The 23,039-nt window shown below is 68.5% G+C and carries 22 protein-coding genes and 1 other RNA gene; 14 read left to right on the top strand and 9 right to left on the bottom strand.

Going from position 1 to position 23,039, the window contains the following annotated elements:
- The 3 genes from ACTJKY_RS03660 to ACTJKY_RS03650 are packed head-to-tail and all read left to right on the top strand — an operon-like array spanning nucleotide 1 to nucleotide 3,694.
- On the top strand, nucleotides 1-816 hold the full coding sequence (locus ACTJKY_RS03660; protein ID WP_440844256.1) for a 3-deoxy-manno-octulosonate cytidylyltransferase: 816 nt from the start codon (nucleotides 1-3) through the stop codon (nucleotides 814-816).
- On the top strand, nucleotides 816-2,444 hold the full coding sequence (locus tag ACTJKY_RS03655; protein ID WP_440844255.1) for a capsular polysaccharide export protein, LipB/KpsS family: 1,629 nt from the start codon (nucleotides 816-818) through the stop codon (nucleotides 2,442-2,444). Before ACTJKY_RS03660 ends, ACTJKY_RS03655 begins: the two co-directional genes overlap by 1 nt.
- Nucleotides 2,441-3,694, top strand: a complete 1,254-nt coding sequence (locus ACTJKY_RS03650) for a capsule biosynthesis protein (RefSeq protein ID WP_440844254.1) — start codon at nucleotides 2,441-2,443, stop codon at nucleotides 3,692-3,694. Before ACTJKY_RS03655 ends, ACTJKY_RS03650 begins: the two co-directional genes overlap by 4 nt.
- On the opposite strand, the gene ACTJKY_RS03645 is transcribed toward ACTJKY_RS03650, so the two are convergent.
- Entirely contained in the window at nucleotides 3,691-4,377 is a 687-nt protein-coding gene (locus ACTJKY_RS03645) for a fatty acid desaturase CarF family protein (protein WP_440844253.1), read from the bottom strand. The genes ACTJKY_RS03650 and ACTJKY_RS03645 overlap by 4 nt on opposite strands.
- Before the next feature lie 196 nt (nucleotides 4,378-4,573).
- Between ACTJKY_RS03645 and ACTJKY_RS03640 the strand changes: the two genes are divergently transcribed.
- Nucleotides 4,574-5,725 carry a glycosyltransferase family 4 protein gene (locus ACTJKY_RS03640; RefSeq protein WP_440844252.1) on the top strand — a complete coding sequence of 384 codons (1,152 nt, stop codon included), beginning with the start codon at nucleotides 4,574-4,576 and terminating at the stop codon, nucleotides 5,723-5,725.
- A 50-nt stretch (nucleotides 5,726-5,775) separates the two neighbouring features.
- On the opposite strand, the gene ssrA is transcribed toward ACTJKY_RS03640, so the two are convergent.
- Nucleotides 5,776-6,122: a transfer-messenger RNA gene (gene ssrA / locus ACTJKY_RS03635) on the bottom strand.
- 58 nt (nucleotides 6,123-6,180) lie between these two features.
- Between ssrA and ACTJKY_RS03630 the strand changes: the two genes are divergently transcribed.
- Nucleotides 6,181-6,612 (top strand): RrF2 family transcriptional regulator, encoded by a 432-nt coding sequence (locus tag ACTJKY_RS03630; RefSeq protein ID WP_440844251.1) that lies wholly within the window; start codon nucleotides 6,181-6,183, stop codon nucleotides 6,610-6,612.
- Here ACTJKY_RS03630 and mscL read toward each other — a convergent pair.
- Complete coding sequence (gene mscL, locus ACTJKY_RS03625) at nucleotides 6,609-7,067, bottom strand: large conductance mechanosensitive channel protein MscL (RefSeq protein WP_440844250.1); 459 nt, start codon at nucleotides 7,065-7,067, stop codon at nucleotides 6,609-6,611. The two genes, ACTJKY_RS03630 and mscL, sit on opposite strands and share 4 nt — an antisense overlap.
- A 145-nt stretch (nucleotides 7,068-7,212) precedes the next feature.
- On the opposite strand from mscL, the gene ACTJKY_RS03620 reads away from it, so the two are divergent.
- The 4 genes from ACTJKY_RS03620 to ACTJKY_RS03605 are packed head-to-tail and all read left to right on the top strand — an operon-like array spanning nucleotide 7,213 to nucleotide 9,935.
- Entirely contained in the window at nucleotides 7,213-7,803 is a 591-nt protein-coding gene (locus ACTJKY_RS03620; protein WP_440844249.1) for a LemA family protein, read from the top strand.
- Between the two features lie 26 nt (nucleotides 7,804-7,829).
- Nucleotides 7,830-8,717: a TPM domain-containing protein gene (locus ACTJKY_RS03615; protein ID WP_440844248.1), complete on the top strand. Its 888-nt coding sequence runs from the start codon at nucleotides 7,830-7,832 to the stop codon at nucleotides 8,715-8,717.
- A 2-nt stretch (nucleotides 8,718-8,719) separates the two neighbouring features.
- Nucleotides 8,720-9,391, top strand: coding sequence for a TPM domain-containing protein (locus ACTJKY_RS03610; protein WP_440844247.1), 672 nt, complete (start codon nucleotides 8,720-8,722; stop codon nucleotides 9,389-9,391).
- Between the two features lie 10 nt (nucleotides 9,392-9,401).
- Nucleotides 9,402-9,935, top strand: coding sequence for an NUDIX hydrolase (locus ACTJKY_RS03605; RefSeq protein WP_440844246.1), 534 nt, complete (start codon nucleotides 9,402-9,404; stop codon nucleotides 9,933-9,935).
- Between the two features lie 10 nt (nucleotides 9,936-9,945).
- Here ACTJKY_RS03605 and ACTJKY_RS03600 read toward each other — a convergent pair whose 3' ends face one another.
- The 3 genes from ACTJKY_RS03600 to hrpB are packed head-to-tail and all read right to left on the bottom strand — an operon-like array spanning nucleotide 9,946 to nucleotide 13,068.
- Complete coding sequence (locus ACTJKY_RS03600) at nucleotides 9,946-10,215, bottom strand: excalibur calcium-binding domain-containing protein (protein WP_440844245.1); 270 nt, start codon at nucleotides 10,213-10,215, stop codon at nucleotides 9,946-9,948.
- Nucleotides 10,196-10,477 carry an ETC complex I subunit gene (locus tag ACTJKY_RS03595; protein ID WP_064311848.1) on the bottom strand — a complete coding sequence of 94 codons (282 nt, stop codon included), beginning with the start codon at nucleotides 10,475-10,477 and terminating at the stop codon, nucleotides 10,196-10,198. The genes ACTJKY_RS03600 and ACTJKY_RS03595 overlap by 20 nt, the downstream gene beginning before the upstream one ends.
- Before the next feature lie 11 nt (nucleotides 10,478-10,488).
- Complete coding sequence (gene hrpB / locus ACTJKY_RS03590) at nucleotides 10,489-13,068, bottom strand: ATP-dependent helicase HrpB (RefSeq protein WP_440844243.1); 2,580 nt, start codon at nucleotides 13,066-13,068, stop codon at nucleotides 10,489-10,491.
- A 60-nt stretch (nucleotides 13,069-13,128) separates the two neighbouring features.
- Between hrpB and ACTJKY_RS03585 the strand changes: the two genes are divergently transcribed.
- On the top strand, nucleotides 13,129-13,347 hold the full coding sequence (locus tag ACTJKY_RS03585; protein WP_168847940.1) for a hypothetical protein: 219 nt from the start codon (nucleotides 13,129-13,131) through the stop codon (nucleotides 13,345-13,347).
- Between the two features lie 22 nt (nucleotides 13,348-13,369).
- On the opposite strand, the gene ACTJKY_RS03580 is transcribed toward ACTJKY_RS03585, so the two are convergent.
- Nucleotides 13,370-14,383, bottom strand: a complete 1,014-nt coding sequence (locus ACTJKY_RS03580) for a polyprenyl synthetase family protein (RefSeq protein WP_440844242.1) — start codon at nucleotides 14,381-14,383, stop codon at nucleotides 13,370-13,372.
- An 82-nt stretch (nucleotides 14,384-14,465) separates the two neighbouring features.
- On the opposite strand from ACTJKY_RS03580, the gene ACTJKY_RS03575 reads away from it, so the two are divergent.
- The 4 genes from ACTJKY_RS03575 to ACTJKY_RS03560 all read left to right on the top strand — a co-directional run bounded on the left by ACTJKY_RS03575 (nucleotide 14,466) and on the right by ACTJKY_RS03560 (nucleotide 18,677).
- Nucleotides 14,466-14,774: a chorismate mutase gene (locus ACTJKY_RS03575; RefSeq protein WP_440844241.1), complete on the top strand. Its 309-nt coding sequence runs from the start codon at nucleotides 14,466-14,468 to the stop codon at nucleotides 14,772-14,774.
- A 37-nt stretch (nucleotides 14,775-14,811) separates the two neighbouring features.
- Nucleotides 14,812-15,927 (top strand): glycosidase, encoded by a 1,116-nt coding sequence (locus ACTJKY_RS03570; RefSeq protein ID WP_440844240.1) that lies wholly within the window; start codon nucleotides 14,812-14,814, stop codon nucleotides 15,925-15,927.
- 61 nt (nucleotides 15,928-15,988) lie between these two features.
- On the top strand, nucleotides 15,989-17,572 hold the full coding sequence (locus tag ACTJKY_RS03565; RefSeq protein WP_440844239.1) for an alpha-amylase family glycosyl hydrolase: 1,584 nt from the start codon (nucleotides 15,989-15,991) through the stop codon (nucleotides 17,570-17,572).
- Nucleotides 17,573-17,669: 97 nt separating this feature from the next.
- Complete coding sequence (locus ACTJKY_RS03560) at nucleotides 17,670-18,677, top strand: glycosyltransferase family 4 protein (RefSeq protein WP_440844238.1); 1,008 nt, start codon at nucleotides 17,670-17,672, stop codon at nucleotides 18,675-18,677.
- Between the two features lies 1 nt (nucleotide 18,678).
- Here ACTJKY_RS03560 and ACTJKY_RS03555 read toward each other — a convergent pair whose 3' ends face one another.
- Nucleotides 18,679-21,273, bottom strand: a complete 2,595-nt coding sequence (locus ACTJKY_RS03555) for a PAS domain-containing protein (protein WP_440844237.1) — start codon at nucleotides 21,271-21,273, stop codon at nucleotides 18,679-18,681.
- Nucleotides 21,270-22,979 carry a histidine kinase famiy protein gene (locus tag ACTJKY_RS03550; protein ID WP_440844236.1) on the bottom strand — a complete coding sequence of 570 codons (1,710 nt, stop codon included), beginning with the start codon at nucleotides 22,977-22,979 and terminating at the stop codon, nucleotides 21,270-21,272. Before ACTJKY_RS03550 ends, ACTJKY_RS03555 begins: the two co-directional genes overlap by 4 nt.
- Nucleotides 22,980-23,039: the final 60 nt, after the last annotated feature.

Genomic DNA, 23,039 nt, shown 5'->3' with positions numbered 1-23,039 from the left:
ATGGAAACGGTACGCACGCCGGGCGGCGTCATCATCATCCCTGCGCGCTACGCATCCTCGCGCTATCCCGGCAAGCCGCTGGCCCCGGTGCGCGGCGCGACCGGCGTAGCGCAGCCGCTGATCGCGCGGACGATTGCAGCCGCCCATGCCGCGCGGCGCGACCTGCCGCTGCACGTCGCCACGGATGACGCCCGAATCGCGGAGGCGGTGCAGGCGCTGGGCGAGGCGCCGGTGATGACTCCCGAATCCTGTGCGAATGGGACGGAACGGGTTGCGGCGGCGATCGACGTCCTGGGCATGGCACCCGATTATGTGATCAACTTCCAGGGCGACGCGCTGCTCACCCCGCCCGACTTCGTCGCGGCACTGGCCGACTGGATGGAGCACCATCCGGAATGCGCGGTCGCCACGGTGGCCATGCGGTGTTCCGCCACTGTCTATACCCATTTGCTGGCCGATCAGGCAGCGGGGCGGAGCGGCGGAACGACCGCGGTGACCGATGCCGCCGGCCGTGCGCTGTATTTTTCGAAGCGCGTGCTGCCCTTCCTCGCCTCCCCGCCCGCGGATGCGGACAATCCGGTCCGGCTCCATCTGGGCCTGTACGCCTATCGGCCCGACGCGCTGCGCCGCTACCGCGCGCTGCCACCCTCCCCGGCGGAATTGGCCGAAGGGTTGGAGCAGCTGCGCTTCCTGCACCACGGCATCCCGATCGACGTGATCGCGCTCGAGGCCCCCGGCTGGGATCCGATCGAACTCAACAATCCCACCGATCTCGCCCCGATCGAAGCGACGCTCGCGGATCGCGGGATCATCTGATGGCGCGGCCGGCGCCGGCCTTTCTGCGCATGCCACCCTTCCCGCGGGCGCGCATCGCGCGGTTGGAGGCGCCTGCGCCGGATAGTGCTGCGGGCGACCCCGCCGCGGTGATCGCGCAGCTGCGTACACTCCGCGTCGGTGGCGGCTTCTGGCAGGCGCAGCCGGCGCTTCCTTCCAACCGCGACCTGCTCTTCGTGCCGCGCACCTCCGCCCAGTTGCGCCGGATGCTCACCGCCGCGCCTGCCGATGCCGGGGCGCACGGCGTCTCGACGGGCGCGACGCTGGCCGGCCTGGTACAGGTGGGTCCCGCAGACCCATGGTGGCTGCTGCTGCGCGCCAGGACGGTGTTCGCCGATGCCGATAGCGAGATCGCCCTCGTGGCAGCGCTGACGGGTTGCGCGCTACACCTCTTCGGCACCGGCCGGTTCTCGGACCTGGGCGATGGCGCGGATCCGGCAGCGCTGGAGCGGGTGGTCGCAGCCGAGCTGCTGGCGGGTCGCCGCTACCGCGACCCGTTCACCGGCGCCCCCGCCCCGATCGCGCGAATCCTGACGCTGCTCGGCGAATGGCGGACGCTGATCGATAGCAATCGCGACGTGACGCGGGTGCTCGGCGTCGCCGGCTGGAAGCGCGAGACGGTGGAGGCACTGCTGTGGGACGGCGGCGCCGGGCCGCGCTATCGCGCGGGGGGCATTGCGGGCGGCACGACGCTGATGTGGCGCTCCCGGGTACCGCCGGCGATGCTCCATCGGATCGATGCGGAAGGCGCACCGGTCGGCGAAATCGAGGACGGTTTCGTCCGGTCGGTAGGCCTCGGCGCGAACTGCGTGCCGCCACTGTCGATCGCGGTCGATCGCAGCGGCGTGCATTTCGATCCGAGCCGGCCCAGCGACCTCGAGACCCTGATCGAACGCGGCGATGTCGAACCGGCACTGCTTGCCCGCGCGGAGGCGCTGATCGCCCGCATCGTCGCGGAAGGGCTGAGCAAATATGGCCGCGGCGGTGCCGCGCTCGCGCGTCCGGCAGGCGACCGACGGCACGTGCTGGTCACCGGCCAGGTGGAAGACGATCGATCGATCCTGTGCGGGGCCGCCGGCATGACCAACCTGGACCTGCTCGTCGCCGCCCGCGCCGCGGAGCCCGATGCCTATCTGATCTACAAACCACATCCGGACGTCGAGGCCGGGCACCGCAAGGGCGCGATCGAGGATACGGTGGCGCTGGCCCATGCCGACCGGATCGAGCGCGAAGCTCCGATCTCCGCCCTGCTCGACATGGTCGACGCGCTCCATGTGCTCACCTCGCTGGCGGGGTTCGAGGCGCTGTTGCGGGGCAAGCAGGTCTTCACCCACGGGGTTCCCTTCTACGCCGGATGGGGCCTGACCCAGGATCTGGGCCCGGTTCCGGCACGGCGTACGGCGCGTCGCTCGCTCGCCGAACTCGTGGCGGCAGTATTGATCCTGTATCCACGGTATCTGGACCCCGTAACCCGGTTGCCCTGCCCAGTGGAGATATTGGTGGACCGCATGATTGCCGATGTCGCCGCGACGCCGACGCTGCTGGAACGATTGCGTACATTGCAAGGGAAGGTTAAACGCAGCTTCGCGCGCAGAGGATCTCGGCGATGAAGCATGTGTGGCCGTTACGGCGTTCGTTTCTTTTTCTGCAGGGGCCGCCGGGACCGTTCTTTTGGCAGCTGAGCCGCGAACTGGAAACGCGCGGCTGCGCCGTCCATCGCATCAACCTCAATGGCGGCGACCGCTACGATTGGCCGACGGGCGGCGTGGATTACAATGGTCGCATGGCGGCGTGGCCGATCTTCTTTGATCGATTCGTCCGCGAACACAATATCACCGATCTGGTGCTCTACGGCGATTGCCGGCCGATGCACCTGGCGGCGCACCGCCTGGCGAAGCTGCGGGGCGTGGCGATCCATGTCTATGAGGAAGGCTATATCCGGCCTGACTGGATGACGCTGGAGCCGGATGGCGTCAACGGTCACTCCACGTTCGAGCGCGACCCCGCGACGCTGCTGGAACGCGCCCGGGCGCTGCCCCCGCTGCCCGATCTGCCTTCGATTACCGCCAGCTTTGGAAGGCGTGCGCGCGACTCCTACTGGTATTATCACCGCGTGATCACCGGGCGGGTCCGCTTCCCCTTCTACCGATCGCACCGGAAGGGCCTGATCCTCGTCGAAGGCTTTGGCTGGCTGCGCAAGTTCGCGATCAGCCGGCGCCGCGCCGCGCAGGCGCAGGCCACGCTGGCGGCAATTGCAGGCAAGCCCTTTTTCCTGTTCCCGCTGCAGCTGACCGGCGACTATCAGATCCGCGAGCATTCCCCGTTCGGAACGATGATGACGGCGGCGGACTATGTGCTCGACAGCTTCGCCCATTGCGCTCCGGCCGATGCCCATCTGCTGGTGAAGGAACATCCGCTCGACTGCGGCTTCCACAACTGGCGGACCTTCCTGCAGAAGCGGGCCAAGGCGCTCGGCATCGCGGACCGTGTGCACCATCTCGACGGCGGCGATCTGAGCAGGCTGGCGCGTGAGGCGCGCGGCATGGTGTGCGTGAACAGCACTTCAGGCACGCTTGCGCTTGCCGCGGGCAGGCCCGTGATCGTGCTGGGCGACGCGATCTACGACATTCCGGGCGTGACCCACCAGGGACACCTCGACCGGTTCTGGGATGCACCGCAGACACCCGACATGGCGTTGTACGACGCCTTCCGCCGGGTGCTGCATGCCCATTGCCTGGTGCGCGGGGGCCTCGCCAGCGAGTCGGCGACCGAAACGCTGGTTGCCAACAGCATCGAGCGGCTGCTGGGGGAAACGTCGGAAGAGATTGCGCGGGTCAGCGACACCGCGCTGTTCATCTAGGCCGTCGGCTCGAGCCCGGCATCGTCGAACCATCCCCGGCGGCGCCCGGCGAGGAACAGCCGGTTGACGAGCGGGTTCGACCAGCCGCAATTGGTCGCGAAATCGCGCTGCAGCGTATCGTGATGCAACTGATGGGCCTGCGGCGTCATCAGCAGGCCGCAGCGTCGCATCGCCCGCACGATCCAGGGATTGTGCTGCCGATGCAGGGCGCCGTGGAAATATTGCGCGAAGGCGCCGCCGATGAGCAGCGCCACGCCGCCCGCCGCCACCCAGCCGGGCACCAGCCCGGTAAAGGCCAGCACGTTCAGCAGCACCGAAAAGGGCAGCGCGCCCAGGATCACCGTGCTGCCGATCAGCCGCCACAGATCGCGGCGGCCGAGCGCATCGGGGCGGGGATGATGGTTCTTGAAGTCATAGACCAGCCGGTCGAGCGGGCTCACCTTCGCCATCCGCGCGCGCCACAGCGCCTTGTAATGATCGGACTCGCGCGACCCCGCATAGAAATACAGCGCATCCAGGCCCTTGCCGGCCGGCGTCGGACGATAGTCCATATACATGTGGACGAGACCCGAAGCGAGGTCGGCAGCGTACCAGCCCGCGAGCAGCGCGGGAATCGCCCACCAGCTGGGATCCAGCAGCGCCGCAACCAGATTGGCCGCGAGCGACGCAAGGAACAGCGGCATCAAAATACGTCGCGCCATCAAGGTCTCACTCGTTGTCACCGATGATCGGCCGGTGCTACCGCGCGTCCTACGCATTGCCTTGGCCTGCATCAACGACTTGATTTGTCCCATGTACCGGCGCAAGCGATGCTGCATCGTGACCATGCTTGCTTTCTTGATCGCGCGATCCGGCCTGGCGGACTGATTCAGCACGGCAATGCAGCGCGATCTCCTTATCGACATCAGCCGCCTGATCTGGCGCACCTGGACCGGACGACTGCCGACCGGGATCGACCGGGTGTGCCTGGCCTATGTCGACAGGTTCGCCGATCGGGCGCAGGCTGTGGTCCAGCGCGGCAATCTGCGCCAGATCCTCACGCCGACGCTGTCCGATGCGATCTTCCGCCTCATTCGCGAAGGGGGCCCGCAGTTCCGCAGCCGCGCGCCGCGCCTGGCGATGCGTGCCGTCGTGGCGCAGCGCGGCGGGCAGCTTGGGCAGGACCGCCTCTACCTGAACGTCGGCCACACCGGGCTGGACGCAACGGGGCTCGTCGCCTGGGTGCAACGGGCGCAGGTGCGGCCGGTCTATCTCATCCACGATCTGATCCCCCTCACCCACCCGGAATTCTGCCGGGTGGGTGAGGACATTCGCCATCATCGGCGCATGGCCAACGCCCTGACCAGCGCCGCCGGGATCATCGGCAATTCGCAGGCGACGCTGGACGATTTCGCGGAATTCGCAGCCGCCGAAGGGAAGCCCTGCCCGCCGATGCTGCCCGCGCTGCTCGGCGGCCATCCGCTGCCCGCCGACGCGGCGCCGATCGCGCTCGACCGGCCCTATTTCGTCACGCTCGGCACGATCGAGGGGCGCAAGAACCATGTGCTGCTGCTCCAGCTGTGGCGCCGGCTGATCGCGCACAACGCCGCCGCCTGCCCCAAGCTGGTCATCATCGGCCAGCGCGGCTGGGAAGCGCAGGCAGCGCTGGCGATGCTCGATCGGCTGCCGCTGCTGCGGGGGCATGTGGAGGTGATCGAGGATTGCGCCGATACCGCGCTTGCCGGCTATCTGCGCGGCGCCCGCGCGCTGCTGATGCCCAGCTTCGCCGAAGGCTATGGCCTGCCGGTGGTGGAAGCGCTCGGCGTCGGCACGCCGGTGGTGGCGAGCGACCTGCCGGTCTTCCGCGAACTCGCCGGCGACCTGCCGATCTATTGCGACCCGCTGGACGGCGCGAGCTGGATCGCGGCGATCGCCCACCATCTGCAGGAAGGCGATATTCGCACGGAGCAGTTGGCGCGCGTACAGGGCTATACCATGCCCAGCTGGGAGGCGCATTTCGGCGCCGTGGAGCCTTGGCTCGCGACGCTCTGAGGCAAGGAAGGTCCAGGGGGTTCTGTTGCCCGGCCCCCCTGGCGGCCGCTGGAGTCCACTTCTGTTGCCCGGTGTGGCCCGAACCGCGCATTTTAGAATAACCTTAGGCCGTTAAGCCGTGAGGTTACGCCGCAATAGCGAGTGCTTCGTTATCGTTGGCACTTGTGTAATGGGCCGTTGCGGTGGTCCCATTCCGAGCGAAGACAGCGCCGTTCAATACACGTCGATCCTGGTTCGGCCCCGTCAGAAACGGTGTCCAGAAACACCACCTTTTATGGTGGAGCCGCCGGGTACTGCCCCCGGGTCCGCTGCATCTAGTATACGCCATTGTTTATCGCCATAGCCGGGCGAACCCGGCAAAGACCCATATAGGCGGTTTGCGCTTAATGAAAAGGTCAGGTTGAAAGGAATATGGCCTTTCCACCGCCCCATTCGGTTGGCATGGAGAAGGCATCATGTTGACGCAGCGTTCCCGCTATGCGCTCCGCGCAATGCTCTTCCTTGTCGAACAGCCGATCGACGGCGCGCCCGTGCCGATGAACCGCATAGCTGCGGAAGCCAACGTACCCCGCAAATTCCTGGAGCTGATCCTCGCCGACCTGCGCGAGGCGAGCTTCCTCGTCTCCACCCGCGGGAAGATGGGTGGCTACCGTTTGGCGCGGCCCGCGCACCTGATCTCGCTGGGTGAGATCATCCGGGTGATCGAGGGGCCGCTGGCGCTGGTCCCCTGCGTCAGCCGCACCGCCTATCGCCCCTGCAACGACTGTAAGGACGAGGCCGCCTGCGCGATTCGCCGCGCGATGGCCCGCGTCCGCGACGAGACCGCCCGCATCCTCGACGGCACCAGTCTGGCCGATGCCACCGCAGAGGAACTGGCGGCGGCCTAAGTCCCCGCGTTGCGCTTCTTCAGCTCGTCGCGAATCTCGCGCAGCAGCACCACATCCGCCGGATCCGCCGCGGGCGGCGCGTCGCCGCTGGCCTTGTCGCGCTCGGCGGCGGCGATCACCTTGTTCACGGTGCGCACCAGCAGGAAGACGATGAAGGCGAGGATCAGGAAGTTGATCACCACGGTGATGAACTGGCCGAAGCCGATCAGCGGGACCCCGGCAGCCTTGAGCGCGGCATAGTTGGTCGGCGAGCCGGTATAGCTGGCCGGAATCGCGCCCAGCCGCAGGAAATAACCCGAGAAGTCCACCCCGCCGAACAGCCAGCCGACCAGCGGCATGATCATGTCGTCGGTCAGCGATTTGGTGATGGTACCGAACGCCGCGCCGATGATCACACCCACCGCCAGATCGAGCACGTTGCCGCGCGCAATGAACGACCTGAATTCCTTCAACATTCGCCATCTCTCCCATACTGAAGGCATCGCGACCTTGCCCAAGTCGGGCATGCAGGCCAACCCCCGGCGTCCGATTTCGCTTCCTCCCTGCGGTGTAGGCGTCGTATAAGACACCCCGTTGATGGGATTTGGAGGTTGCTTCCCCATGAAGTTTCGTACCGCACTCGTGCCGATCGCAGCTCTGTCGCTCTCGGCCTGCGGGCTCAACAGCGTGCCGACCGCCGAGGAGAATGCCAAGGCCAAGTGGGCCGACGTGCAGGCGCAGTATCAGCGCCGCGCCGACCTGGTGCCGAACCTCGTCGCGACGGTGAAGGGTGCTGCCGCCTCCGAAGGCAAGATCCTGAACGACGTGATCAGTGCCCGCGCCAAGGCGACCTCGATCCAGGTCACCGCCAATGACCTGACCGATGCAAACAAGGTCCAGCAGTTCCAGCAGGCGCAGCAGCAGCTGGGCGGCTCGCTCTCGCGCCTGCTCGCGAGCGTCGAGGCCTATCCGGACCTCAAGAGCCAGGCGAACTTCACCACGCTGATGAGCCAGCTGGAAGGGACCGAGAACCGGATCACCATCTCGATCCGCGACTATAACCAGGCGGTGCAGGACTATAACACCCGCATCCGCACCTTCCCTGAGGCGGTGGGCGCCAAGCTCTTCTACGGCGCCAAGCCGATGACGCCGTTCCAGGCCAAAGCCGGCGCCGACGTCGCGCCGACGGTGAATTTCGGGAACGGCAACTGATCCGTCCCGCCCCCGGAGCGTCGCTGATGCGTGTGCTGCGTTTCCTAGTGCTGCTCGTCGCCCTGCTGGCCGGGGCGACGAGTGCGCTGGCCGATCCGACCTTTCCCAAGCTGACCGGCCGGGTGGTCGACGACGCGCATCTGCTCTCGGCCGAACAGGTCGCGCAACTCACCCAGCTTTCGGCGGAAGTGCAGCAGGCGTCGAGCCGGCAGTTCGTCGTGGCGACGATTCCGGACCTGCAGGGCTATGACATCGCCGATTACGGCTATCAGCTCGGCCGTGCCTGGGGGATCGGGCAGAAGGAGGCCAATAACGGTATCCTGCTGATCGTCGCGCCGAACGAGCGCAAGGTGCGGATCGAGGTCGGCTATGGGCTCGAGCCGATCATGACCGACGCGCTGTCGAGCCAGATCATCAACCAGGTCATTCTGCCGAAGTTCAAGGCGGGCGACATGGCGGGCGGCATCGTCGCCGGCGCGCAGGCCATTGCCGAGCAGATGAAGCAGCCCCTCGAGGCTGCCGAGCAGAAAGCCAAGGCGGCGCAGGACACGGCGACCAAATCGTCCGCGCGCAAGCGGCAGGGCGGCGGGCTGCCGATCGGGCTGCTCGTGTGGTTCATCATCCTCGTCGTCATCCTGGTGCCGATGCTCGCGCGCTTCGGCGGGCGACGCCGACCGGGACCGTGGGACGGCCAGGCCTATCGCGATCGCGACCATGACAGCGGCATGCTGCCGATCGTGCTGTGGACCATCGCCAACGAGATCGGCCGCGCGGCGAGCCACCGCGACGACGACGACGACCATGGCGGTTGGGGCGGTGGCGGTGGCTGGGGGGGCGGCGGCGGAGGCGGCGGCGGCGGTTTCTCCGGCGGCGGCGGGTCGTTCGGTGGCGGCGGCGCTTCGGGGAGCTGGTGAGGATGCGATTGACCGATCAGGATCGCGCGCGCGTCGCGCAAGCCGTGGCGCAGGCCGAGTCAGGCACCAGCGGCGAGATCGTCACGGTGCTCGCGCGGCGCTCGGACGATTATGCCGATGTCGCGCTGCATTGGGCGGTACTCGCCATGCTGCTGGTGCTGGCGCTGCTCGCCTGGCAGCCCTGGCCGATCGAATGGCTGCACAGCCGGATGATCGATCCCTGGGCGCAGACCGTGCCGGCGCACTGGTATCTCACCGCCACGCTGGTGGTGACATCGCTCACCTTCCTGCTCGTGCGCGTGGTGCTCGCCAAGGATGCGCTGCGGATCGCGCTCGCGCCGGGTTCGACCAAGACGCGCCGGGTCCATGCCCGCGCGCTGACGCTGTTCCGCACCGCGGCCGAAAAGCGTACCACCGGCTCCACCGGCGTGCTGCTCTACCTCAGCCTCGCCGAGCACCGCGCCGAGATCCTCGCCGATTCAGCAATCCACTCGCGCGTCACCCCCGCAGTGTGGGGCGCGGCGATGGCGGCGCTGCTGGCGGAGGTGAAGGAAGGCCGCCCGGCCGAGGGCATGGCAGCGGCGGTGGCGCAGATCGGCATCGTGCTGGCCGAGCATTTCCCGCGCGCGGCGGACGACGTGAACGAGCTTCCCGATCGGCTGATCGAGCTCTAAGGGCTTGTCCATGACCGACGAACAGATCGAGACCCCCTGGGCGGGCAAGTGGATCACCGTGTTCCGCCAGGGCAAATGGGAATATGTCGGGCGCACCGGCGGCATCCGCGCCGTGGTGATCGTCGCGATCGACGATCAGGACCGGGTGATCCTGGTCGAGCAATATCGCGTGCCGCTCGGCCGCCGCTGCATCGAGCTGCCCGCGGGCCTCGTCGGCGATACCGAGGAAGGCGACACGATCGAGGCCGCTGCCCGGCGCGAGCTGGAGGAGGAGGCCGGCTATGCATGCGACCGCGTCGAGGAACTCGGCGAGTATTTCGCCTCGCCTGGCATGGTCAGCGAGAGCTTCACGCTGGTCCGCGTCCACGGCCTCACCCGCATCGGTGACGGCGGCGGCGTGGATGGCGAGGACATCAAGGTCCACCATGTGCCGATGACCGAGCTGCCCGCGTTCATCGCCGAGTGTCGCGCGCGGGGCATGGCCGTCGACGTGAAGATGCTGCTGGTGCTCAGCGGCGCGCTGCTCGGGCGCGGCACCGGCTGACGCTGCGCTATCAGCGCTCGCAAGCGACTCCGTCGCCGTCGCGGTCGAGTCGGCGGCTATAACCAGGGTCGCCGACACGGATCGGCGCCGCACCCGCAGCACGTGCTGCGGCGCAGTTCGCGAAGATGCTGCTGCCGCGTGCGCCGCCGCTACGGATGAGGCGGGCACCTTTGACGCGGCGTGCCTTCGCGCTGCGTGCACCGGAAGCTTCGGCCACCGGTGCCACGATCAGGCCGCACAGCGCCGCCGCGAGGAAAGCCTTAGCGGAAATTATCCGCATAAGCCTGCAGCTTGAGCTTGCGCTGCGGCGCCGGCACGACGTGATAGGCATAGCCCTCGCGCTCCGCATATTCCTTCGCTGCTTCCAGCGTCGGGAAGGAAATGCGGACCTGGTTCGCGGTCTCGCCGCCGCCGGCCCACCCGGTCAGCGGATCGGGCCGCTGCGGCGTGTGCGGCTCGAACTCGAGGACCCAATTGTCGGTCCGGGCGCGGCCGGACTGCATCGCGTTCTTGACGCGCTGATAGATGCGAGCGGACTTCATGGGGCCACCCTTTAGCGCGCCCCGCGCGCCCTTGCATCAGCGTTTTTCGTCCGTAGCGTTGCGGAGGCCGCCGCCGGGTCCTCGGGCCAGGGATGGCGCGGATAGCGGCCGCGCATTTCCTTGGCCACCGCTGCCCAGCTGCCCTTCCAGAATCCCGGCAGGTCGCGCGTCGTCTGGATCGGGCGGCCGGCGGGCGAGGTGAGGCTGAGCACCAGCGGCACATTGCCCCCGATCATCGGATGCTCGGCGAGGCCGAACAGCGCCTGGACCCGCACTTCCACCGTGGGACCGGCTTCGGCGGCATAGTCGATCGCGTGGCTGGAGCCCGCGGGAGTCTCGAAGCGCGCCGGGGCAAGCCGGTCGAGCGTCTTCTGCCCGTCCCAGCCGAGCAGGTTCTGCAGCGCCTGGGTGAGCGATTCGGGCGCAACCGCGTCGAGCCGGCGCTTGCCCTCCAGCGCGGCGGGCAGCCAGTCGTCGAGCGTGGCGAGCAGCGCCTCGTCGGTAAGCGCGTCGATGCGGGCATAGGCGCCGCGGGTGCGGAGCGCCTGCCCGGTCTCGGACCAGGGAAGCAGGTGGAGGCCATGGGTGCGCACGCCTTCGAGCAGCGCCGATTCGATTTCCGCAGGCGTCGCGCCCGAGTCGCTGCCACCGGAGAGGCGGACGGCGCCGAGCCTTCGTTCGCGCAGGGCTTCGATGCGGCCCGTGGCAGGGTCGAAGGTGACGGTGCGGCGGGTCTCGATGCGATCGGCGAACAGTGACTCGACCGTGGCGGCGTCGATCGGTGCGGCGGAGAGGATGCGTGCCCCGGCGGCCATGCCCTGCGTTTCGGCCACGGCGAGCCAGTCGGCGCGGGCGAGCGGTGAAGTCGGGTCCAGCTTGAACCCGCGCCCGCCGACGGAGGCCCAGGTTTCGCCGGAGCCGTCGCGGCGCTTCGCTACCCGATCGGGGAAGGCAAGTGCGACGCAGAGGGCGACGTCTTCTCCCGAACCCGCAGTCTGCGCTCCCCTCCCGCTTGCGGGAGGGGTCGGGGGAGGGGATGAACGCGTAGCTTGCCTCGCCGCTGGGGATGGAGCCGCCACGTCAGCCCCTCCCCCAACCCCTCCCGCAAGCGGGAGGGGAGCGCCGGCTGCGGCAGCGGGGACCAGCTTACTCCAGCGGTCGGCCAGACGCCGCCCATTCTCCGCCCGCTGGCCGCGTTCGCCTTTCCAGCGGCGCAACCGCAGCTCCAGGTCCGCGTCATTGCCCCCGAGCCCCCGCTCGCCGAGCAACACCGCGACGTCCGCCGCGGTCCGTGCCATGCCGCGTTCGCTCGCGCGCACCAGCATGTGCCCAAGCCGCGGCGGCAGCGGCATCCGCGCGATCGCCTTGCCATGCTCGGTCGGGCGCCCGTCGCCATCGATAGCCTCCAGCGCCCCCAACCGCGCCCGCGCCTCGGCGATGGCCGCCTCGGGCGGCGGATCGAGCCAGGCAAGCTGGCGGGGATCGGTCACGCCCCACAGCGCGCAATCGAGCATCAGCGCCGACAGATCGGCCTCCAGAATCTCCGGCGGATCGAAGCGCGGCAGCCCCGCCGTCGCCGCTTCCTCCCAAAGCCGATAGGCGCTCCCCGGCCCCTGCCGCGCCGCACGCCCTGCCCGCTGCGTCACCGCCGCCTGGCTGGCACGCTCGGTGACCAGCCGCGTCATCCCTGCCGCGCGATCGTAGCGCGGTCGCCGCGCCAGCCCGGAGTCGACCACCACGCGGATGCCGTCGAGCGTCAGCGAGGTCTCCGCGATCGAGGTCGCCAGCACGATCTTGCGGCGCCCCTCCGGATCGGGCGCGATCGCGGCGCGCTGGGCGGCGGGCTCCAGGCTGCCGTGCAGCCGGTGCAGCACCGCGCCGCCGAGTTCGCCCAGCCGCTCGGCGGTCCGCTCGATCTCCGCCACGCCGGGCAGGAAGGCGAGGATACCGCCCTCTTCCTCGCGCAATGCTTGCCGCACCGCGCCAGCCACCGAATCCTCGATCCGGGCCTCGGCCGCACGGCCGAGATGGCGCAGCGTCAGCGGAAAACTGCGGCCTTCGCTCTCCACCATCGGCGCGTCGCCCATCAGCCCGGAGAAGCGGCTGCCGTCGAGCGTCGCCGACATCGCGACCAGCCGCAGGTCCGGCCGCAGCGCGCCCTGTGCGTCGAGCGCAAGTGCCAACCCGAAATCGCTGTCGAGGCTGCGCTCATGCACTTCGTCGAACAGCACGGCGGAGACGCCGGCCAGCTCGGGATCGGCCTGGATGCGATTGACGAAGATGCCCTCGGTGACGACCGTCACCCGCGTCGCCGCCGAGCGCTTGCTGTCCATCCGCGTCGCATAGCCGAAGGTCTTGCCGACGCTCTCCCCTGCCAGCGCCGCCATCCGTTCTGCCGCGGCGCGCGCCGCCAGCCTGCGCGGGGACAGCAGCAGGATTTCGCCGGTACACCAGGCCTCGCCGAGCAGCGCCGGCGCCACCGCCGTGGTTTTGCCCGCGCCCGGCGGCGCGACCAGCACCGCGTTGCTTGCCGACCGCAGCGCAGCGAGCAGCGCCGGCAAAACAGCGTGGATCGGCAAGGTCGGCGTCATTCGGCTGCAACCATTCGGGACAAGCGTGGTTAGGCGGACTCACCGCCAGAGGAGCGCGACATGGCACGAATCCTTTCCCAGTTCACCATCACCCCGGACAGCGACGGCGATTACACCCTCCACCTCGAGGATGAGGACGGTGAGACCATCGAGATGACGGCGAGCTACGAGCAGCTCGACCTTATCGTCGAGGGCATCGAGGAAGTGCTCGACATGGACGAGGAAGACGCGCTCGAAGTCGACGAGGACGAAGGCGAAGAGAAGTCGACCGAGGAGTAATCCCCGGGCGGGCTGGCGCGCGTCAGTAGGCGCGCGCCACCGCGAATTCGACGGCTTCGACCATCGCGTCCTTCGCCTCGCAGGCGCGGAAGCCGCCCAGCGCATCGATCGCGCGCTGGCCGTAATGGCGGGCGCGCGCCAGCGTATCGTCCACCGCGCGGCAGCTCTGCACCAGCCGGATCGCCTCGGCGAAATCCTCGTCCGAGATGCGGCGGCCCGAGATCGCTTCCTTCCAGAAGCCGCGTTCCGCCTCGTTGCCGCGCGCATAGGCGAGGATCACCGGCAGGGTCATCTTGCCTTCGCGGAAATCGTCGCCGGCATCCTTGCCCATGGTCGACGCGTCCGAGACGTAATCGATCGCATCGTCGACCAGCTGGAAGGCGATGCCGAGGTTGCGGCCATAAGCGTCGAGCGCGAGCTCCTCCGCCTCCGGACGCTCGGCAACCACCGCCGACACCCGGCAGGCGGCGGCGAACAGCGCCGCGGTCTTGGCGCCGATGATGTCGAGATAGCGATCCTCGGACAGGTCGATCCGGCGCACCGCGGTGAGCTGGTTGACTTCGCCCTCGGCGATCACCGCGCTGGCGTTGGACAGGATGTGGAGCGCCTTGAGGCTTTCCGCTTCCACCATCAGCTCGAACGAGCGGCTGAACAGGAAGTCGCCGACCAGCACGCTGGCGGGATTGCCCCAGATGATGTTGGCGGTGCGGCGGCCGCGACGCAGGTCCGAGCTGTCGACCACGTCGTCATGGAGCAGCGTCGCGGTGTGGATGAACTCCACGGCGGCGGCCAGCTTGTGGTGGCGCGTCCCCGAATAGCCGAGCAGCCGGGCGCTGGCGAGCGTAAGCATCGGCCGCATCCGCTTGCCGCCGCCAGCGATCAGGTGACCGGCGAGTTCGGGGATCAGCGGAATCTCGGACTGCATGCGATCGAGGATCACCGCGTTGACCAGGTTCATGTCCTGGGCGACCAGCGCCATGATCGGATCGAGCGAAGGCTGGGTTCGCGAGCCCAGGCGGTGGACGGTTGCGCTCATATGCAATGAGCCTCTGGCCTTTGTGCATTGCAAAGGCAAGAGGTGCTTGCATGGCCGTGCCGCAGCGGCAAAGGAGATTCGCATGACCGACGCGACGCTGACCCGCTATCGCCAGAGCATCGACAATATCGATGCGGCGCTCGTCTTCATGCTCGCCGAGCGGTTCAAGGTGACCCAGGCGGTGGGACGCTACAAGGCCGAGTCCGGCCTTGCTCCGGCCGATCCCGGCCGGGAGGAAGCGCAGATCGCCCGGCTGCGGGCGCTGGCGCAGGATGCCGATCTCGACCCCGAATTTTCCGAGAAATTCCTGCGCTTCATCATCGACGAGGTGATCCGGCACCACCGCCAGGCACAAGAAGCCGGAACCGCGCCCGGAACCGCCGGGGCCTGACTCCGTTGCTGGGCGTGAAACCCATGGGGGCAAGCGCTTGAGCGACGATTATCTGATCTTCCGGCCCGACGATGTCGACCTGTCCCGCTCGCCGCTGCGCGAGGGTGTGGACGACGCGACCACTGTGCTGGGCGCCTTCAATCCCGGCTTCGCGCGGCTGCCGAACGGCAACCTGCTGCTGATGGTGCGCGTGGCCGAGGCGCTGCGGGATCCGGTGGTGAACGGGCATGCACGGGCGATCCGCTGGACGCCCTCGGGCTATGTGCTCGACGCCCACCCCGTGGCGGGGCTCGACATGGCCGATCCGCGCCAGTTCGCGCTCAAGGACCGCAACCCCCGGCTGCTCGGCCTCACCTCCTTGTCCTGGCTGCTGCCGGTGGAACTGGATGCCGATGCCCGCGCGGTGGTGGCGGTGCATTACGACAAGGCCATCGCGCCCAGCGCCTCGTACATGGATTACGGTGTCGAGGATGCGCGGATCACGTGCATCGACGGCACCTATTGGATGACGGTGTGCGGCGTATCGGCCGAGCGGCATTGCACCGCCATGTACCGCTCGACCGACGGGCTCGAGTGGGAACTGCTCGGGGTGGTGCTGGACCATCAGAACAAGGACATGCTGCTGTTCGAGGGGCGGATCGGCGGGTTCTTCCATGCGCTGACCCGGCCGCTGGGCGAAGTCTATTTCGCCTATCCGGACGATTCCCCATATCTGGGCGGCCCATCGATCAACCTCGCCCGCTCGCCCGACGGGCTGCACTGGAAGCCGCTCGACCAGCCGGGCATCCGCGCGCGCAAGGGCTCGACCTCGAATCAGCGGATCGGCGGCGGCAGCCAGCCGGTGCTCACCGATGCCGGCTGGCTGCTGATCTATCACGGGGTGGAGAAGCGCGACGCCGTCGGCATCTATCGCAGCTTCTGGGCGCTGCTCGACCGCGACGATCCCAGCGTGCTCCTGCGGCAGGAAGATACCGTGCCGCTGCTCGAAGCCAATCCGGCACTGACCGCGGACATCGCGCACCAGCTGTACCTGCCGACGCCGGTGGTGTTCACCACCGGGCTTGTCGATGCCGGCGAGCGGTACATCGTCGCCAGCGGTGAAGCGGATCTTGCGTGCCGGATCACGCATATCCCCAAGGCGCGATTCCGGTGAACGCCCCTGCGCCCCATTGTGCCCCTGCGGAAGCAGCGGCACGCGCTACAGGACACCCTCAATGACCGACCCACTCTGGTGGCAGACGGGCGTGATCTACCAGGTCTATCCGCGCTCGTTCAACGACTCGAACGGCGACGGCATCGGCGATCTGGCGGGGGTCACCGCGCGGCTCGACTATCTGGTCGATCTCGGCATTGACGCGGTGTGGCTGTCGCCGATCTTCCCCTCGCCAATGGCGGATTTCGGCTATGACGTGGCGGACTATTGCGGGATCGATCCGCGCTTCGGCACGCTCGCGGACTTCGACGCGTTGCGCGATGCGGCGCATGCCCGCGGCCTCAAGCTGCTGCTCGATTTTGTGCCCAACCACAGCTCGGATCAGCACCCCTGGTTCCGCGAAAGCCGGTCGTCGCGCGACGCCCCCAAGCGCGACTGGTATATCTGGCGCGATCCCGCCCCCGATGGCGGACCGCCCAACAATTGGCAGAGCTTTTTCGGCGGTAGCGCCTGGGCGTGGGACGAAGCCACCGGCCAATATTATCTCCACCAGTTCCTCAAGCAGCAGCCCGAGCTCAACTGGCGCAACCCGGAGCTGCGCGCGGCGATGCTGGAGGCGATGCGCTTCTGGTTCGATCGCGGGGTCGACGGCTTCCGCATCGACGTGCTGTGGCTGGCGATCAAGCACCCGGACTTCCCCGACAATCCCGCGAATCCGGGCTGGCGCGAAGGCATGCAGGACATCGATCGGCTGCTGCCGGTCCATTCCGCCGACCAGCCCGAGATGATGGAGATCATCGCCGCGATGCGCGACGTCGCCGAGGAATATCCCGAGCGGGTGCTGATCGGCGAGATCTACCTGCCGATCCCGCGCCTCGTCGCTTATTATGGCGAGGGTGGGAACGGCGTGCACCTGCCCTTCAACTTCCATCTGCTCGACGCGCGCTGGGATGCCGCGGCGCTGGCACAGCTGATCGCCGACTATGAAGGCGCGCTGCCCGCCGATGGCTGGCCCAACTGGGTGCTCGGCAACCACGACAAGCCGCGCGTCGCCTCGCGGGTTGGGCCCGATCAGGCAGCGGTGGCGATGATGCTGCTGCTCACGCTGCGCGGCACGCCGACGCTGTATCAGGGCGACGAGCTGGGCATGCCCAACGTCGCCATCCCGCCCGACCGGGTGCGCGACCCCCAGGCGCTGCGCGAGCCGGACACCGCGTTCAACCGCGACGAGGTCCGCACGCCGATGCCCTGGGACGCGAGCGCGCATGCCGGGTTCAGCAGCGTCGAGCCCTGGCTGCCGCTCAACCTTGATTGGGCGGAGCGCAACGTGATGGCGCAGCGGGACGCGGCGGACTCGGTGCTCGCCTTCACCCGCGCGCTGCTCCAGCTGCGTCGCGCACACCCGGCGCTGTCGGTAGGGAGCTGGCATGCGTTTTCGAGCGACGGCGCGGTGCTCGCCTACGAACGGCGGCATGGCGACGCCCGGGTGCTGGTGGCGCTCAACCTGTCCGATGCGCCGCAGACGCTGGCGCTGCCGGAATGGGCCGCGGCGCTGGCGCCCGTCCTAACCACGCCCCGCCACGACCCTCGTGTGGAGGATGGCACCCTCCCCCTCGCCCCGAACCAAGGCATCCTGCTCGCATGATCACCCTCCCCGTGCCCCTGCGAAAGCAGGGGCCCAGTGCCACACCTGATTCTCTCTCCAACCCTGGACCCCTGCTTTCGCAGGGGCACAAGTTCGCATGAAGATCGCCATGCTCGCGCCGATCGCCTGGCGCACCCCGCCGCGGCATTATGGCCCCTGGGAGCTGGTGACGAGCCTGCTCACCGAGGCGCTGGTCGCCAAGGGCGTCGACGTCACCCTGTTCGCCACGCAGGACTCGGTCACCACCGCGCGCCTCGCGGGCGTGGTGCCGCGCGGCTATGAGGAGGATCCGGCGATCGACGCGAAAGTGTGGGAATATGCCCATCAGTCGCATCTCTTTGCCCGCGCGTCCGAGTTCGACCTGATCCACAACCAAGCCGATTTCCCCGCGCACGCCTACGCCCCGCTGATCGACACGCCGATGGTGACGACGATCCACGGCTTCTCCTCCGAGCGCATCCTGCCGATGTACAAGCCGTTCGAGGAACGGGTGCACTATGTCGCGATCTCGGATGCCGATCGGCACCCGGCGCTGCGCTATGCCGCGACCATCCATCACGGCATCCGACTCGACGAATTCACCTTCAACGCAGACGGCAGCGACGACCTGCTGTTCTTCGGCCGCATGCACCCAGACAAGGGCGCGGCCGAAGCGATCGCCGTCGCCCAGGCGACCGGCCGGCGGCTGAACCTCTACGGCATCGTCCAGGACCAGGGCTATTTCGAACGCGCGGTGCAGCCGCATCTGAACGACCGCATCGTCTATCACGGCCCGGTCGGCGGCGAGGAACGCGTCCGGGCACTGGGCAGCGCCCGTGCCCTCCTACACCTGATCAACTTCGACGAGCCCTTCGGCCTGTCGGTGATCGAGGCGATGGCCTGCGGCACCCCCGTGATCGCGGTCCGCCGCGGCTCGATGCCTGAGCTGATCGACGACGGCGCGACCGGCCTGCTCGTCGCCTCGGCCGACGAAGCGGTGGACGCGGTGGAGCGGGTGGCATCGATCGACCGCGCCGCCTGCCGCCGCGCGATCGAAGCCCGCTTCTCGGTGGAGGCGATGGCGGACGCCTATATCGCGCTCTACCGCCGCATCCTCGGGCAGTAGCTCAGCGCACGCCGAGCAGGGTGAGCGCGCGGGCCAGGTCGGCCTGGCGGAAGGGCTTGGGAAGATGCGCGAAGTCGCGCCCTAACCCTTCGACATCGGCATAGCCCGAGACGATCAGCGTCGGCAGCGTGCCCAGCCGGGCCTGCACCGCGTGCGCCAGTTCGGTGCCGGTCATGCCGGGCATCAAGTGATCGGTAACCAGCAGATCGGGCACCAGCCCCTTGTCGAGCAGCGCCAGCGCCGCCTCGGCGGAATCGGCGAGCTGCACCTGATAGCCGAGCGCGCGCAGCATCTCGGCGGCGGTGCCGCGGACGATATCCTCGTCGTCGACCAGCAGCACCGTGCCGGCGCCGTCATGCGGTTCGTGCCGCTGCGGCGCTTCGATCGCGGCGAGCGCCTCGGCACTGACCGGCAGCCACAGCTCGACTTGGGTGCCTTCGCCAAGGCGGCTCGACAGCCCCATCGTTCCGCCCAGCTGGCTCGCCAAGCCATGCACCATCGACAGGCCCAGCCCGGTGCCGCGGCCGACGCCCTTGGTGGAGAAGAAAGGTTCGATCGCCCGGGCGAGCGTGGCCGCATCCATCCCCGATCCGGTATCGCGCACCGCCAGCCGGACATAGTGCCCCACGGCAAGCGGCGTCGGCGCCTCGTCCGCACCACCCAGCCCCAGCCGCACTTCGAGCGAACCGCCTTCGGGCATCGCATCGCGCGCGTTCACCGCCAGGTTGAGCAGCGCCATTTCCAGCTGGTTGGCATCGGCGCGGGCGGGCGGCAGCGTCTCGGGCTTGGTCACCGACAGCGCGATCTTGGGGCCGAGCGTGCTCGCGAGCAGCGGCACCATGTCGTCGACCAGCGCCGCCATGTCGACGGGCGCGGGCTGAAGCGGCTGGCGCCGGGCGAAGGCGAGCAGCCGCTGGACCAGCGTGCTCGCCCGCTCGGCCGAGCGCATCGCGCCGTCGAGCAGCCGGTGCAGCACCGGATCGTCGCCGCGCTTGCGCAGGATCAGGTCGAGGCTGCCGACGATGGGGGTCAGCAGATTGTTGAAGTCGTGCGCGACGCCGCCGGTCAACTGGCCCATCGCCTCCATCTTCTGGCTCTGGCGCAGCGCCGCCTCGGTCTCGTGCAGCGCGGCGGTGCGTTCCTCGACGCGGCGTTCGAGCGTCTCGTTGGCGGCGCGGACGTCGGCGATCAGCCCGGCATTGTCGATCGCAACCGCGGCCTGCGCGGCGAGGCTGCGCGCCAGCTCCTCGTGCCGCGCGGTGAAGCGACCGGGCAGCGGATGGCCGAACAACAGCCCGCCCAGCACCGAGCGATCGCGCGAGACCACCGGCACCGCGAGATAGCTGGTGACGACGGGGTGCCCCGGCGGCATGCCATGATGCGGCGCGTTCTTCCCATAGTCGGGCTCCCGGGTCACGTCGTCGGAGCGCATCACCACATTGTGGAAGATCGGCCCGAACACCGCAGTGGCACGGGGCCGCCCGAGCGCAGCGAAGCGCTCGCGGTCCTCGCCAGAGAGCGTGAACAGGTGGAGCCGCTCGCCGCTCTCGTCCATGACGTTGTGGAAGAAGGCGCCAACGGTCGCGCCGGTCAGCGCGACCCCGGCATCGGTGAGCATCTGCACCAGCCGTTCGAGGTCATGCTCGGCCGAAAGCGCCGCGCCGACGCGGTTGAGCGTCTCCAGCGCGGCCTGGGCACGGCGTTCCTCGGTCACGTCCTCGCACGAGATCGCGATCTGGTGGACCTTGCCGTCCCAGTCATAGATCGGCACCCAATTCTGCCGCCAGGTAGAGTTGCCGTCCGGCCGCCCGCGCGTCGGGCCGGTGATCTCGATCCCGAGCAGCGGTTCGCCGCCGAGCACCCGGATCAGCGCCGCCAACACCTGGTCGCTCAGCTCGGGGACGATCTCGCTGACATGGCGGCCGATATGATCGGCGACCGGCAGCCCGTTCCATTCGGCGAGCTGGCGGTTGATCCGCAGGTAGCGCAGGTCGGTATCAAGCACCGCCAGCCCCACCGGCGAGTTGTCGTACATCACCGCCAGTTCGTCGGCCTGCTCGCGGGCCAGCGCCTCGCTTGCGCGCAGCGCCGCCTCGCTCTCGCGCAGCCGGCGATCGGCCTTCACCCGTTCGGTGGTCTCCGACACGATCGACATGACGCCGCCGACCGCGCCCTCTTCGTCGAGCACCGGGGAAAGCGAGATGTCGAAATAGACGATTTCGCCGAAGCCATAGCGTTCGGTGTAGAAACGACGGTCGCGGGCCGAGAGCGTCTTGCCGGTCGTTCGCACATAGGCGAGCATCGGTCCCAGCTCGTCCCAGGTTTCGGCCCAATAGAGCTGGGCGGCGCTGCCCAGGGCGTCCGGATGCTTGTTGCCGATCGTCTGGGCATAAGCGGGGTTGTAGAGCGCGATATAGTCCGGGCCCCAGAAGAGCGCGATCTGGGCGTGCGACGGCAGCATCAGCGTCAGCGCGTCGCGCAGGCTGCGCGGCCAGGTGGCGGGCGGACCCAGCGGCGACTCCGACCAGTCCCGCGCCGCGATCAGTCGATCGAGCGGTGTGGCGCTGGCGGCGTCGAGGCCCGCCGGCGGGTTCATCCCTCGGCGGGCACGATCGGATTGATGTCGCGCCGCGCGCCGGGCGTACGCCGGTCGAGCGCGGCACGGATGCGATCGGCCAACTGCTCGCGGCGATAGGGCTTGCCGATCACGTCGAGGTTCGAGCCGCGCGGGATGTCGGCGACCAGATCCTCGTTATAGCCGGTGGTCATCAGCACCGGCGTGTCCGGATGGGTGGCCCGGAACTGCTCGACCAGCTCGAGCCCGCTCATGCCGCCGGGCATCACGATGTCGGTGAACAGCAGGTCGATCGTCTCGGTCTTGAGTCGCTCCAGCGCCTCTTCGCCGCTCGATGCGAGGACGACGCGGTAGCCAAGCGCGGCGATCTGCTCCTGCGCCAGCGCACGGACATCGTCGCTGTCCTCGACCAGCAGGATCGTCTCGCTGCCGCCGGTTGCACCCTGGCCGGTCGCCTGCTTCGGCGCAGGCGCGGCGGGCACGGTCCCGGTCGCGGCATTGGCAACGGGGAACAGCATGCGGATCTCGGTCCCCTCGCCCGGCGTGCTGTCGATCTCCAGCCGCCCCAGCGATTGCTGGACGAAACCATGGACCATCGCAAGCCCCAGCCCGGTGCCGCGCTCGGCGCCCTTGGTGGTGAAGAAGGGTTCGGTCGCGCGGCGGCGGACATGATCGGGCATGCCCTCGCCCTCGTCGCGGATGGTGAGGACGACATAGTCCCCCTCCGGCAGCTGGTGCATCGGCGCATCGCCGTTGAGCTTCCACAGCCGCGTGCCGATGGTGACGGTACCGCCCCTGGGCATGGCGTCGCGCGCGTTGAGCAGCACGTTGAGGATCGCCATTTCGAGATGGGTTGGATCGATCTGCACCGCCGGCAGCCGCCGCTCGAGCGCGGTGACCAGCCGGATCTGCGCGCCGACGGTGTTGTCGAGCAGGTCGCCGAACTCGTGGATCAGCTGGTTCATGTCGACGGTCTTGGGCTCGAGCCGGGTCTTGCGCGCAAAGGCGAGCAGCTGGCGGGTGAGCTTCGATCCGCGATCGGCGGCGCGCGCAGCGTTGGTCAGCAGCCGCTGATGCCGCTCATCTTCCACCTGGCTGGCGACGATGTCGACGTTTCCGGACACCACTTGCAGCAGGTTGTTGAAATCATGCGCCAGACCGGCGGTGAGCTGGCCGATCGCCTCCATCTTCTGCGCTTGGCGGAAGGACTGTTCGGATTCGCGCCGCCGCGTCACGTCGAGCTGGCTGGCGAAGAAATAGAGCAGCTCGCCATCGGGGCCGAGCACCGGCGCGATGAACACCGCGTTCCAGAAGGAGCTGCCGTCGCGGCGATAATTGATCAGCTCCAGCGCGATCGCTTCCTTGGCGTCGATCGCGGCGCGCAGCTCGGCGACGGCATCGCGATCGGTCTCCGCGCCCTGAAGGAAGCGGCAGTTGCGGCCGAGGACCTCGTGTTCCTCATAGCCGGTGAGGTCGAGGAACGCCTTGTTGGCAAAGACGATCGGGTTGTCGGGCTGGTTCGGATCGGTGAGCGTCATCGGCATCCGCGTCATCTGCAGCGCGGCGAAGAACACGGTGCTGCGATCGCCGAGGCCGGGCGTGCCGATGACCGCGCGCTTCCAATGGTGTGTCGGATGATTGCCGGTCGGGCTGTAGGAGGTCGAGTCGTTCAGATCGCCGGCCGATTCTCCGGTCGCGGCGGGCTTATGCTCGTCGTCATTCTGCACGCGTCTGGCTTCCTCGTGTTCACAGCAACCCGCCAGACAAATGCGCGAAACGCCGTTTCG

Origin of the sequence: Sphingomonas sp. 22176, from assembly GCF_052045505.1 — a bacterium.
In the GTDB taxonomy this organism is placed as follows: domain Bacteria; phylum Pseudomonadota; class Alphaproteobacteria; order Sphingomonadales; family Sphingomonadaceae; genus Sphingomonas.
Note: the sequence above shows the minus strand (reverse complement) of the source record. Positions and strands in the feature narration are given on the sequence as shown.